Source organism: Paenibacillus sp. URB8-2, assembly GCF_013393385.1.
GTDB lineage: Bacteria > Bacillota > Bacilli > Paenibacillales > Paenibacillaceae > Paenibacillus_AQ.
The window spans coordinates 1,340,595-1,353,016 of the sequence record NZ_AP023239.1 but is presented as its reverse complement, the minus strand read 5'-3'; the positions used below and the strand labels follow the sequence as shown (position 1 = coordinate 1,353,016).

The following is a 12,422-nucleotide window of genomic DNA, read 5'->3' as shown; positions in this document are numbered from 1 at the left end:
GTTACCGAAGAGCTTCAACCGTTCATACAGCAGCATGAACGGTTGAAGTTTGTTTTCTTGGCGCAGTTTATTTTCTTGGGTAGTTCACTGTCTGAATATGGTCTATCAGTGCAAATATACTTTCACCATTTGGAGCGACAAGCTCAAACATAGGAGCCTGAACTTTTTTTAATAATCCGACCTTCTGAGGGTCGTTAACCATATCCATCGCAATGAAATTCCCCTCCATTTTTTCAAGCTGCTGAATGAAGTTAGGTTCTGTCGATACAGCAGAAATATGGGTCAGGAGCTTATCTTTCTCCAAAGAGTAAGGGACAACTTCGAGAGGATAGGGGATCAAATATTTAAGATGTTTCATATGAACGAGTACGGTATCAAAAACAGGAGAATAGAAGAGGATATAATCGTCCAGTATGTTCTGAATATAACCATGAAGTACATGGACTCCAGTAATATAAATTTCTGTGAAAATACCCTTGCTATTCTCCAAAAGCGGCCGAAGTGAGATGGTTGTTTCATGACTGGAAGGCAGGGATTGGGGAATATCATCCGGTTCGAAGACAGCTTCTGTATTGTGCATTAAAAATCTAATGTGGGCAGCCGGGATGTACAAGTATTTGACTCCATTATTAATGATAACAACATCCGGGCCAAAATCTATCAAGGATCCTTCTAAAGGCTGGAGTACTCCCGAAACCATTGCAATAACTTGTTTGCCTAATAGATCCTTCAGCAAGTTCATGCGACATCTCTCCTTCATTTCAGATGAGGTTAATGTAACTATATGTACTTTATAGGTAAAGGTTTTGGTTGTTTTAACTACTTATTAAATAATAGTCGAACAACTAGTCGCAACTTCAGAGAAAGGAATAATATGTATTATTACATTGGAAGGGAGTCAAAAGTATGAAACATGTAGATTTGCATTTCGAACAGCGTGCTGGCGTTGGGCAGGGTTATTTTATAGAAGAAATCCCCCCTGGAGTTAATGCATTGGTGCAGTTGAAAAACGAAAGCAAAGAGGTGGCGGTTCAGCTTATTATTACGCGATTCAATGCACCTTCCCTTACGTTTGATGTTGGGCCGCATACTGATTTTGCAGTGGAAGTTAGTAATATTCAAACGGTAGGGATCTTCGTTCCGGACAACGGGGAACGGGGAAAAGGCCGGTTAATTATCATTCCTAATTTCTCAAATATCAATCTTGTATAACCCATAGTCAAAGAGAGTCCTGACGAAAATACTAATTACACAAAAATATCGCACTCACCTGATCATTTTCAGGAGAAATGCGATATTTTTGAGTTCACCATAATTAATGCGAGGACAGCAGTAAATCCCTAAAGGCAAAGAATGCCGGCAGAATTCCCAGCCTCTTATATTTCGGACAACTTCTTCAGATGCTTCTCGGATATTTCAATCACCTTGTCCACGCGCCGCTTGTACTTCTCAACGCCGCCCAGATGTTCGGTCGTCATCCACACCTTTACGGTTTCGAGTGCAATCGCCGAGCCGATGATTTTCCCGCCGATGCACAGCACATTGGTATTGGAATGGGACCGCGCCAATTCCGCGCAGAACGGGTCCTGACATACCGCAGCATATACGCCGTAAATTTTATTGGCAATCATCGCGCTTCCATAGCCTACCCCGTCAACGAAAATTCCGCGGTCCGCTTTCCCCTCAGCCACCGCCAAAGACGCAGGATAGATATAATCGGGCAAATCGCAAGCTTCCTCATTGTTCGTTCCGAAATCGAGAACCTCATGCCCTTGACTGGTCAGATAAGCCTTTACTTCTTCTTTTAAGGACAAACCTGCATGATCGCATGCAACCGCAATCTTCATTTATGAAACGCCTCCAATTCATTGATTTTCAACGATATACTATTCAGCTTCTCTATCTTATCGCTTCATTACTAAGATTTCCAGCAGCTTTTCTTCCGTGTCCCTCCCCTCCCTCCCGGTTTCATCTTGAACCCAAGGGGTATTAAGTAAAAGTGGTCAAATCATGTTTTTAGCATGGAACGCATACTAGTCAGCCCTGTGCGGTCCGTTCAGGCCCCCGGTATTCCGCGATTTACGGCGGGACTGCCGGGGGCTGTTTTTGGACAAACCTAGATCTGCCTGCAACTTTTTGGCGCAATCGGGCATCTAGAAGGTTAAGAGGTGATAATTATGAACAGACAGACATTTATGCACAGCGTCAAAAAAATGACCATAGCATGCGGCATTTTGGCCGCCTCGGTATCTTTTGGAGCGTCGGTGTTCGCTTTTTCCGACCTTAAAGGAGATCCGGCGGAGACCAAAATCAACGCACTGCATGAAGCCGGGGTGATCAATGGAGTGACCAGTCAACTTTTTGCTCCCAAGTCCAAAATGACATACGGCCAAGCCATCCAGCTTCTCGTCCACGGGCTTGCGCTTGAACAAAATCCGGCGGCAGGCAGTCCTTCCAACGCAAGCGATTATTTTGCCAAGATCGACGACAAGTCCTGGTATGCCTCATCTTTTCTGATAGCGGTTCAGAACAGCCTCTCGCTGGATAAGGCCACTGACCCGAACGCTGCGGTTACCCGCGCCAAGTTCGCACAGCTGCTGGATGAAGCGCTGAAAGCCAAGGGTGATTTTCCTGTAACGGAGATGTATTTCAATATCGCCGACGGCGGCAAACTGAGCGCTGAGGTGGACGGCAGTCTCCAGACGCTCCTTAATATGCGTATCCTTTCACTGGAAACGGGGGGCAAGTTTCGCCCGAATGACGCCGTTACCCGCTCGGAGGCGGCCGCTTGGGTTCATGATGCAAGAGCCTACGTCCAGCGCATGCTGGGAACGGTCGGTGGAGACGATTCCTCAAGTACAAGCCAGGGCGCAGACATCAAAGTGGAAAAAGCGGCAGACGGCGTGAACAAAGTATCGGTTACAGTCGGCAATCTGCCAAATCCGGGTTACGGCCTGACGATTGCGAGAATCGACTTTGGCGATGGGAAAAAGGCTGTCATTTACTATGAAATCACCAAGCCGGGGCCGGGCATGTATCCGCAGGTTATATCCAAAGCGACAGCTGTCGCTTATCTGCCGGAAGGCTATACGGCAAGCGCGAAGCCGCTGCCCGGTTCGTATACGCCGCCGGAGCCGGATAACCCGCAGTTCTAGGGCGCCGCGCCAGACAATGTGTGGAGGCTGCGGTTGCACCGGCTTCTTGGGACGGGATTTTTCCCGGCAGTAAACGGCAGAAACCAAAAAAACCTCCAGACCGCTTCCCGGTCCGAACCTGCTTTCAGGTTGGACCGGGAGCGTTTGGAGGTTTGTTTATTCGCCGCGCGGCGGGCGCATGGTCAGGCTGACCCGGCCTTTCTTCAGATCGACGCTGAGCACCCAGACGGTCACATTGTCGCCGACGGACACAACGTCCATCGGATGCTTGACAAAGCTTGAACTGAGCTGGGAGATATGCACCAGCCCGTCATTCTTGATGCCGATATCGACGAAGGCGCCAAAGTCGATGACGTTGCGCACCGTGCCCTGCAGCTCCATGCCGGGCGCCAAATCCTCAATCTTCAGCACATCGGTGCGGAAGATCGGCGGCGGCAGCTCCTCGCGGGGATCTCGCCCGGGGCGCTGGAGGCTTTCGAGGATGTCGCGCAGCGTGGGCACTCCGACATCCAGATTCGCGGCCAGTTCCTCGGGGTTCTGAGCCGAGAGCACCGGCACCAGCTCTTTGCTGCCGATTTGCGACAGCGTAAGTCCCAGCTCCTGAAACAGGCTGCTGACCACGGCATACGACTCGGGATGAATCGGCGTGCGGTCGAGCGTATTCTCGCCCTCCGGAATGCGCAGGAAGCCGATGCACTGTTCGTAGGATTTTGCGCCGAGACGCGGCACCTTTTGCAGCTGTTTGCGGTTCTTGAAACTGCCGTTCTCTTCGCGGTATTTGACAATATTCTTGGCGATGGTCGAGTTGATGCCCGCCACGTAGGAGAGCAGCGACGGAGAAGCGGTATTCACGTCGACGCCGACATGGTTAACCGCCGATTCCACCACCGCCTTAAGGCTCTCGTCCAGATGCTTCTGCGACACATCATGCTGGTATTGCCCGACTCCGATCGCCTTCGGTTCGATCTTGACCAGCTCCGCGAGCGGGTCCTGCACGCGGCGGGCAATGGATGCGGCGCTGCGCTCGGCCACATCGAGGTCCGGGAACTCCTCCTGCGCCAGCTTGGAGGCGGAGTACACGCTGGCCCCGGCCTCATTGACGATGAGGTAGGCCAGCCCTTGGTCGCCGATGTCGGCAATGACCTCGGCGGTGAACTGCTCCGTCTCCCGCGAGCCGGTGCCGTTGCCGATGACGATGAGCTGAATGCCGTACTTGGCGATCAGCTCCTTGAACTTCTCCGCCGCCTCGCGCTTCTTGTTATGCGGCGGCGTCGGGTAGGTTACCGCCACCTCCAGCAGCTTGCCGGTCTCATCGACGACCGCCAGCTTGCAGCCGGTGCGGTAGGCGGGGTCGACGCCGAGCACGCGGCGTCCCTTGACCGGCGGCTGGAGCAGCAGGCTCCGCAGGTTGCCGGAGAAGATCGAAATGGCTTGATTCTCGCCTTTCTCGGTCATCTCCCCGCGCACTTCGCGCTCTACCGAGGGAGCGATAAGCCGCTTATAGGCATCCTCGGCTACGGCTTCCAGCAGGTCCTTGACCGGTGACGGGCCCTTGACCAGCTTGCGCGTGATATGCGCATGAATACGCGCTGCATCTACCTCAATGCCCACCTTCAGCACGTTCTCCCGTTCCCCGCGGTTAATGGCAAGAATGCGGTGCGGCGGCATTTTGTGAACCGGCTCGCGGTAGCTGTAATAATTCTCGTATACGGATTCCTGCTCCTTGTCTTTCGCTTCGGAGACGAGAATGCCCTGTGAGGCCGTAAACTGGCGCACCCAGGAACGGACTGCCGCGTCGTCGGCTATCGCTTCGGCAATAATATCCTGCGCGCCCTGAAGGGCCTGCTCGGCCGACTCCACGCCTTTGGCGGCGTCGATATATTTGCCCGCCTCCGCTTCCGGGTTTCCGCCGCGCCGCTGCTCCATGATCCAGTCGGCCAGCGGCTCAAGCCCTTTCTCCTTCGCGACGCTCGCCCGGGTCTTGCGCTTCTGGCGGTACGGCCGGTACAGGTCTTCCACTTCCTGAAGCTTGACCGCTTTTGTTATTTGCTCCCGCAGCTCCTCCGTCAGCTTGCCCTGCTCCTCGATGATGCGGATGACTTCGCGTTTGCGTTCGCCGAGAGAGCGTAAATAGCCGAGCCGTTCCTCGATATCCCGAAGCGCGTTCTCGTCCAGCTCTCCGGTCATCTCCTTGCGGTACCGGGCGATGAACGGAATCGTATTGCCCTCGTCCAGCAGTCCCGCCGTTGTCCCTACCTGCTTCTCCGACAGGCCGAGCTCCTTGGCGATCTGGCCGATCATCGTTTGCCGCTCCCGGCGCGCCGTTTCCTCCGAAACGGTATTCATATCCTGTTCGATCAATGAGCTTCCTCCTCAAATCATAAATCCGTTACGTCAAATAGTATCATATTTGCCCGAAGACGTTCCAGCCTGTCCCTCCCTGGGTAAGCCGGGAGCTTGAATACGTCTAACCGGCTCCAAACGGCCGGGCAGACCGCCAAAAAGGCTCACCGCAAACCACGGTGAGCCTTCCTAACATTTTCTATGAAATGGCTAGGCCTATTCTGCTTAAAAATCAATCAGACCCAAGCTGATCTGCAGCGAGTCATCCACCTTTTTCATCGTTTCGTCATCCAGGTGGGTGATCTTATCCGTTAAGCGCTGCTTGTCGATCGTCCGAACCTGCTCCAGCAGAATGACGGAATCCCGGTCAAAGCCATGGGACGCCGCTTCAATCTCTACATGAGTAGGCAGCTTGGCCTTTTGAATTTGTGCGGTAATTGCCGCGACAATTACCGTAGGACTGAAGCGATTGCCAATATCGTTCTGAATGACAAGAACGGGCCTTACTCCGCCCTGCTCCGAACCCACTACTGGCGAAAGGTCGGCAAAAAAAACGTCGCCGCGTTTTACGATCAATATTTACACCCCGCTTACTAAGCGGCCAAGAGTGCTGTCTGCATCTTCCTCGGCTAAGAACGCTTCGCATGCCATGGTCAAGTTGATCTTGGCCATTTCCATGTATCCACGCTGCATGGACTCCCGTATGGAACGCTTCCTCCGTTCGCTGAGATACAGCTTCATGGCCTGCCGGATCAATTCACTGCGGTTGGAATTCTCCATCTGGACAATTCCGTCCACCTCCTGCAAGAGATGATCGGGCAAGCTGATCATGATTCTTTTGGTGTTTTGCAAATTGGCCAACTTCTCTTCCACCCCCACAAACCTTCTGCCCTTGTATTCCAGTGTAGCATTATGCAAGGAATTTTATACAAGGAATATATGCCGTCAGTATATCAAGTATGCTGCATCCAATTATAAACTAGAAACGGCGGTTCGTATAGACCATAAGTCATATCATTGTCCACGAATTCATATTCCTTGATATTCCCCGCTAACCTACAGGATTGGGGCTTCCGGTTTGCAGTAAGGCATTTACCAGGCGGGGAGCCGAGCCTTCGCGAATATAGACGCGCGGCACCCGATGGGCCAGCATGCAGGTCACCTCGTAGTGTATCGTTCCAAGATGGAGAGCCAGCTCGTCTGCCGTAATGGAGACGCCAGCCTGACGGCCGATGAGTACAACCTCTTCGCCGGCTTTGATTTGTTCCGCCTCATTGGCGAAAGATTTGAGCGATACCATACACTGGTCCATGCAGATGGTTCCGACGACAGGAACGCGGCGGCCGCGTATTAACACCTCTGCCTTACCGCTCAGCATGCGGGAATATCCGTCTGCGTACCCTATGGGCAGCGTGGCGATATATTCGTCGCTTTCGGCGCGGTAGCGGGTGCCGTAGCTGATGCCCCAGCTCTCCGGCAGGCTTTTTACATAGACAGCCTTCGTCTTCAGCGTCATGACCGGGTACAGCTTGACCTGCTGCCGGTTAACCTCGGTCGACGGGTAGAATCCGTATATGCTGACGCCCACACGAACCATGTTCGGAGATAAATGCGGGGTATCAATGGCCGTAGCGCTATTGCCCGTATGTATGATCGGGATATGGATCTGTCTTTCCCGAAGCGCTTCCGTCACGCTCATGAACCGTCGGTACTGCTCCAGTGTATAGCTTTTGTCTGCTTCATCCGCTTTGGCAAAATGGGTAAACATCCCCTCCAATTCTAACTGCCGGACGTGCTGCGCCTCTTCAATGAACCGCGGCGCTTCGGCCGGAAGAAGTCCGAGTCGGCCCATGCCGCTGTCGATCTTGATGTGCGCCTTCAGCTTCCGGCTGTCTTTCAAGGGAAGCTTCGATACCGCCTCCAGCACTTCGGGGGTAAAAAGCGTCACGGTTACGTCGTTCTCCCAGGCGGCGGCAATGGCTTCCGGCGGCGTATAGCCGAGCACCAGAATCGGCAGGAGTATTCCCGCCTGACGAAGCTCAATCGCCTCGTCCAGAAAAGCCACACTGACATAATCCGCGCCCAGACGTTCCAGTTCCCGCGTCACTTCCACTGCCCCATGACCGTAAGCATTTCCTTTGACGCATGCCATAAACTTCACTCCCGCCGGCAAATGCCGCCGGAAGCTCTCGTAATTGGCACGTAAAGCGTCCAAATCAATCTCGGCTACGGTCGGTCGATAGCTTTCTTGCACTTCCAGTCACCTTCTCGTTTGTGATAAGCAGTCTGTCATGGATTGCATTGATCTCTTTCTTATTCGTAATGGTAATGCTAACGGAAGGGACTGTCAATGTAAGCAAGGGTTTGACGTTCACCGAATGAAAGCAAAACGGATACTACATTGTAGAGGAAATCATCCCACAATAAGCAGTATCCGCCTACAACTAATTATTTACCCGCTTGATCCTGCATAGACGCGGCGATTTCCATCATTTCACTAAGAGGAAGGTTCGCGCTTGTAATCCGGTACTGAAGTCCGTCGCTCATCCAGGTCAGAGTCTGCTGCTCATCCCCGGTCAGAAGACCGAGTGTAAAGCCAAGATCAACGCCCGTTCCCGGCGCAAGCGACACAGCTTGATCCAGCGGACGCGATTCCATGATGGTGTATTGGTAAATTCCGTTGTACCGCAGAAGCACTGCATGGTCATCGCTGTTCTCGACTTTATTGGAATCCTTGAACTTCACACCCTCCGGAGTGTAGCCCGGCTCGATGATGCCGAAATCGCCGAGCTCCGCGCTGGCCTGAGCCTGCGTCCCCTCTTGGGTTTCTGCTGCCGGCAGCGGATTGCCGTTCTCATCGACCTGGGCCACCGTATTTTCCGAAGCTCCCTGGGAAGCCATATTCTTTTGCATATCGAAAGAATCGGCGGTGAACTCGGGATTGAAGGTGAACTTGTCGAATTTCACATCTACCACGACCTTGGCTTCGGAGTCCGAAACCTGTACCTCTTTGGGCTCATATGTCTTTTTGTTCAACCAAATCTTCTGGCGCACCAAGGCGCTGCTCTGATAATTGGCCGCTACGTCGAATATGTAGCTGTCCTTGTCAGCCACAAACTGGCGGTTGTCGTCGGCGACGATGCCTTTGACCAGCGTCTGGTACAGGTAGACCTGCCCCTGATTGTCCGGCCAGTCGCTCTGGAACCGGAAGCTCTTGCCGAGGCTCGGCGTCAGCACGAACACGCCTTCATCGTTGCGCAGCACGATCTGCGTAATGTTCTTCTGCACGTTGGCCAGACTGATCCGGTAGTACGACGGATTTTTATACCATACCTCAACCTTGTACTCCTGAGGCTGCTCTCCGGTATACAGGGTCATCGTGCCCGCCCCCTGATAAGCTCCTGTCTTGCTCTCCAGCTTGTCGGCCACGTCGTTCAAATCCTTGACCACGGACGCGGAGTCCTTCTTTCCGCACCCCGTCATGATCAGGGTAACGCTCATAATGACCGCTAGTACCCATGCAATCCGGCGCATGACATCATCCCCTTAACCTGTTTTGAATGCATTGACTAGTACATGTCTATGAGGGACTTGACCGCAATATGCAGACGGGCGTGACAAGCGTGGAGGTGAGGTCAGAAGGAGTGGACATTTCAGCAAAAAGCCCGCGTCAGACGCGGACTTTTAATGATGAAGGACCTCGATCACTGACCGTTTTTGAAGGTGGTTTCTTGCTATTCTGGCAAAATACATATTATGAAAGTACTCACTTAATGTTCCACACCTGGAGGCTTTCTGTAATACGAAATGAAGTGGAACGGACTTGCTGGGCGATCGAGTATGTGTTTCGAGAAAATAAAGTTTTAATCTGGCAGTGACGTTAAGCTGACGGGCAGGATAGTTTAACAAGACATTGACACATGAGGGTCCTTTTTAGTCTATTGATAATTACTGTCATCATTGCATGAAATTCGTTAACTAATAATAAATATAAACATCCAGAAATACGGATTAAAAGGAACTGCAACTTCGAGGATATGCTCGTAATTCTTTGTCACCGCTAATGAAGATGGCAAAAGAAAGACCCTAATGGGTCTAGTTTTTATTTTCTTCTGCTCTGATCTATAAGTAGAGAATGCCATTTTTCCGGAAAACCCATTAATCGAATATCTACTTCTGTATATTCACTAATCAAGCTTTCCAGTTTCGTAACCCAACTTCTCCAAGTATCTCGATCAGTTACTAAAAATTTTGAATTATATATAATTCCGAAAATCAGATTATTTCTAAGATCGGCTGTTTCATCCTTATGATATTTTATGATTTTAGGCATCTTATAATTAAATAATCTGCTGTAATGGGCACATCGATTCCTAACAATCGTTAGTACTTCTAACCAGTTGTCCAGATCTCTATAATCCACTTGCAGATAATATGTACGAGCTATATTTTTCTGGTCTGCTGTCTTCATGTTTTTATAAAGTTTTGAAATGATACCAAACGTAATAATTTCACTTACCACCCAAATCGGATACTGACCTTCATAGTTTTCGCGATAATGAGCAATAGCAAGCTCGCGTTTGGATTTATCAATAAGCCTCTGCAGTTCTTCCATAAATGATGTATGAAATTGTTCAATTCTAAAATTATCTTTGTTTTCGTGCCCTAGACTTCCATATTTTATTGCGATCAAGTTAGAAATCTGAGTTCTAAATGAAATTTCTATGTATTCTATTATTTCCATCAAAAGATTTCGGAATTTAGTGTCAAATTGATAATGATTGTAGATTTTATCAAACGTAGTATCAGAAAAAAATTTATCATCTTTCTTGAAAGTGAGAGTATATGCAGTGAACCTGTAATAATTAATTCTTTGAAGAATGGTCAATGCTTTAGTTTCATCTTCAACTACCATTCCTCTATCAATTAGTATATCTAGTTGTTCACGAAAAGTAGTTGGTTTTTTTAAGATTCGTGGTTCGGACAATAAAAAAACCCCCATATACAAAAAATGTCTCGCCCTGTTCCACTTGCCGAAGCAACGTGCGGGCGAGATCTCTTGTTTATATTATACCCTGGAATGTTGCTTATAGTCAACGATTTGTTGACTATAAGCAACAACACTGATTCTTAAACTGCGAACTCGCAAAGAACTGGTGAGCTAAAAACCTGATTTCGTCCAGTTGGGCATCTCTGTGAGCCCAACTTATATGACTAGGAACAAGCGGTGAACCCAAGCATAAGATTGAGGATATTTATCAAGATTGTTGGGGCTATTGGGAGATCGGTAGATGATTTTCCATAGATTACTTTAATGATTAAAAGAAATAGCCCCAAAATCACTTATTATTATCAATTTTGACTAGTAATTAGCCAATTCACCTGGATTAATTAATGAGGCGGATCATTACGCTAACGGGTAACGATAGTTCAATAAAACGGCGGCAGTCAAGGACTTTATTTTCCCGTAAGGCTGCCGCTGTTTCTATTTTTTGAGTAGAGTCTAATTCTTATATTATGGGGCTGACGCTTCTGTACACAACGATCCGCGTGGGGGTAACATATCCACTATACTTTGATAAATCCCAACATAGAATGCTTTCAACACGGACATCTGAGGGTGTTTATTTATTGGCGACGGTTCCGCCGCCATGGTTAACCAGCGCAGCCTCCGGCTGCTTTTGTTCCGTAAAAAAGTACAGCAGGGCCAGAACCGGCATCAGGAAGCCCAACAAGGCTGCCGAGGACCATCCGCCATAAGCATAAGACCAGCCCCCCAAGAAGGAGCCTAATGCCCCCCCGACAAAGAATATAGCCATAAACAGGCCATTCAGACGCCCTCTGGACTCACTGCCCAAGGAATAGATCGCACGCTGCCCCAGCACGAGATTTCCGGAAACTCCCATATCCAGCACGATCGCGGCAAGAAGCAGCAATGCCAGAGACACGGCAGAATTGCCACGGACCAGATACGCGAGTAAAAGAGATACAGCGGCAATCGTTATAGCCAGACCGGTCAGCATTCGGGTCCAGCCCCGGTCAGCCAGTCTCCCGGCGATAGGCGCAGCTACAGCTCCAGCCACACCGGCCAGGGCAAATAAGGCAATTCCTTGCTGCGACAAATGAAAATATTCGGATAACCGCAGCGGGACAACGGTCCAAAAAAGACTGAAGGAGCCAAATAAAAAAGCTTGATAAAAGGCTCTGCGGCGCAAAACAGGCGTTCCTCTAAACAGAGCTCCCAATGAGCCTATCAATTCCATATACTTTAAAGTTGGCGCGGGCTTGCGCTCAGGAAGTGCGCGAGACAGAAGAAGGGTCAGCAAGGCAATGATTCCAGCCGACAGCCAAAATATAAATTTCCATCCAAAGAGGTCGGCCAGAAAGCTTGCCGCTGGACGGGCGAACATAATCCCCAGCAGCAGTCCGCTCATTACATTGCCTACGACACGGCCGCGCTGCTCTTCCGATGCCAGATAAGCGGCATAAGGAACGAGAATTTGCGCTGTCACAGATCCAAGTCCGATAAATAAAGACGCCGCCAGAAAAATCGATGCGTTCGTCGCCAGCGCCGCTGCAATCAGACCACACACGACGACGATCAATGCGGAAACCGCCAAACGCCGATTTTCGATAAGATCACTAAGCGGAACGATGAACAGCAATCCCAATACATAACCGATTTGAGTCAACGTTACAATTAATCCCGCTGCGCCGGGCGACAAACCCGTAGCTGCGCTGATGGGTCCCACCAAAGGTTGAGCATAATAAAGATTGGCAACGATAAGGCCACACGATATGGCCAGCAGAAGCATGATCCAGTTCGGCACACGTTTAACTTCAGACTGCGAATGATTCATCCTAATTCCTCCTTAATGGTTAGACGGTTTTATAATCCACACCTATATAATATACTGAACGTTC

The 12,422-nt window shown here is 50.1% G+C and carries 11 protein-coding genes; 2 read left to right on the top strand and 9 right to left on the bottom strand.

Annotation, left to right across the window (positions count from 1 at the left end; translation table 11 throughout):
• Positions 1-67 precede the first annotated feature (67 nt).
• On the bottom strand, positions 68-742 hold the full coding sequence (locus PUR_RS06305) for a DUF2642 domain-containing protein (protein ID WP_179034508.1): 675 nt from the start codon (positions 740-742) through the stop codon (positions 68-70).
• A gap of 164 nt (positions 743-906) precedes the next feature.
• Between PUR_RS06305 and PUR_RS06300 the strand changes: the two genes are divergently transcribed.
• The gene (locus PUR_RS06300) at positions 907-1,212 is read left to right on the top strand and encodes a hypothetical protein (RefSeq protein ID WP_179034507.1); all 306 of its coding nucleotides are present in this window, start codon (positions 907-909) and stop codon (positions 1,210-1,212) included.
• Between the two features lie 164 nt (positions 1,213-1,376).
• Here the strand turns inward: PUR_RS06300 and rpiB are convergent, their stop codons facing one another.
• A complete protein-coding gene (rpiB, locus tag PUR_RS06295) occupies positions 1,377-1,847 on the bottom strand; it encodes a ribose 5-phosphate isomerase B (protein ID WP_179034506.1) in 471 nt (156 codons plus the stop codon).
• A 330-nt stretch (positions 1,848-2,177) separates the two neighbouring features.
• Here rpiB and PUR_RS06290 point away from each other — a divergent pair, with 330 nt between their 5' ends.
• Positions 2,178-3,155: an S-layer homology domain-containing protein gene (locus tag PUR_RS06290; RefSeq protein ID WP_179034505.1), complete on the top strand. Its 978-nt coding sequence runs from the start codon at positions 2,178-2,180 to the stop codon at positions 3,153-3,155.
• 156 nt (positions 3,156-3,311) lie between these two features.
• Here PUR_RS06290 and PUR_RS06285 read toward each other — a convergent pair whose 3' ends face one another.
• The 7 genes from PUR_RS06285 to PUR_RS06255 form a co-directional block, all read right to left on the bottom strand.
• A complete protein-coding gene (locus PUR_RS06285) occupies positions 3,312-5,501 on the bottom strand; it encodes a Tex family protein (RefSeq protein WP_179037776.1) in 2,190 nt (729 codons plus the stop codon).
• Between the two features lie 222 nt (positions 5,502-5,723).
• Positions 5,724-6,074 (bottom strand): type II toxin-antitoxin system PemK/MazF family toxin, encoded by a 351-nt coding sequence (locus tag PUR_RS06280; RefSeq protein ID WP_025333625.1) that lies wholly within the window; start codon positions 6,072-6,074, stop codon positions 5,724-5,726.
• Between the two features lie 3 nt (positions 6,075-6,077).
• Positions 6,078-6,359, bottom strand: coding sequence for a CopG family ribbon-helix-helix protein (locus tag PUR_RS06275; protein WP_025333624.1), 282 nt, complete (start codon positions 6,357-6,359; stop codon positions 6,078-6,080).
• Positions 6,360-6,549: 190 nt separating this feature from the next.
• Positions 6,550-7,752, bottom strand: a complete 1,203-nt coding sequence (gene alr / locus PUR_RS06270; RefSeq protein ID WP_179034504.1) for an alanine racemase — start codon at positions 7,750-7,752, stop codon at positions 6,550-6,552.
• Between the two features lie 194 nt (positions 7,753-7,946).
• Positions 7,947-9,032, bottom strand: coding sequence for an outer membrane lipoprotein-sorting protein (locus tag PUR_RS06265; RefSeq protein WP_179034503.1), 1,086 nt, complete (start codon positions 9,030-9,032; stop codon positions 7,947-7,949).
• Between the two features lie 568 nt (positions 9,033-9,600).
• On the bottom strand, positions 9,601-10,485 hold the full coding sequence (locus PUR_RS06260) for an Abi family protein (RefSeq protein ID WP_179034502.1): 885 nt from the start codon (positions 10,483-10,485) through the stop codon (positions 9,601-9,603).
• A 637-nt stretch (positions 10,486-11,122) separates the two neighbouring features.
• A complete protein-coding gene (locus tag PUR_RS06255) occupies positions 11,123-12,358 on the bottom strand; it encodes an MFS transporter (protein ID WP_179034501.1) in 1,236 nt (411 codons plus the stop codon).
• Positions 12,359-12,422 lie beyond the last annotated feature (64 nt).

Coding starts and splice junctions, on each gene's coding strand:
- PUR_RS06305 (WP_179034508.1), bottom strand. CDS start 742: ATGAACTTGCTGAAGGATCTATTAGGCAAACAAGTTATTGCAATGGTT.
- PUR_RS06300 (WP_179034507.1), top strand. CDS start 907: ATGAAACATGTAGATTTGCATTTCGAACAGCGTGCTGGCGTTGGGCAG.
- rpiB (WP_179034506.1), bottom strand. CDS start 1,847: ATGAAGATTGCGGTTGCATGCGATCATGCAGGTTTGTCCTTAAAAGAA.
- PUR_RS06290 (WP_179034505.1), top strand. CDS start 2,178: ATGAACAGACAGACATTTATGCACAGCGTCAAAAAAATGACCATAGCA.
- PUR_RS06285 (WP_179037776.1), bottom strand. CDS start 5,501: ATGAATACCGTTTCGGAGGAAACGGCGCGCCGGGAGCGGCAAACGATG.
- PUR_RS06265 (WP_179034503.1), bottom strand. CDS start 9,032: ATGCGCCGGATTGCATGGGTACTAGCGGTCATTATGAGCGTTACCCTG.
- PUR_RS06255 (WP_179034501.1), bottom strand. CDS start 12,358: ATGAATCATTCGCAGTCTGAAGTTAAACGTGTGCCGAACTGGATCATG.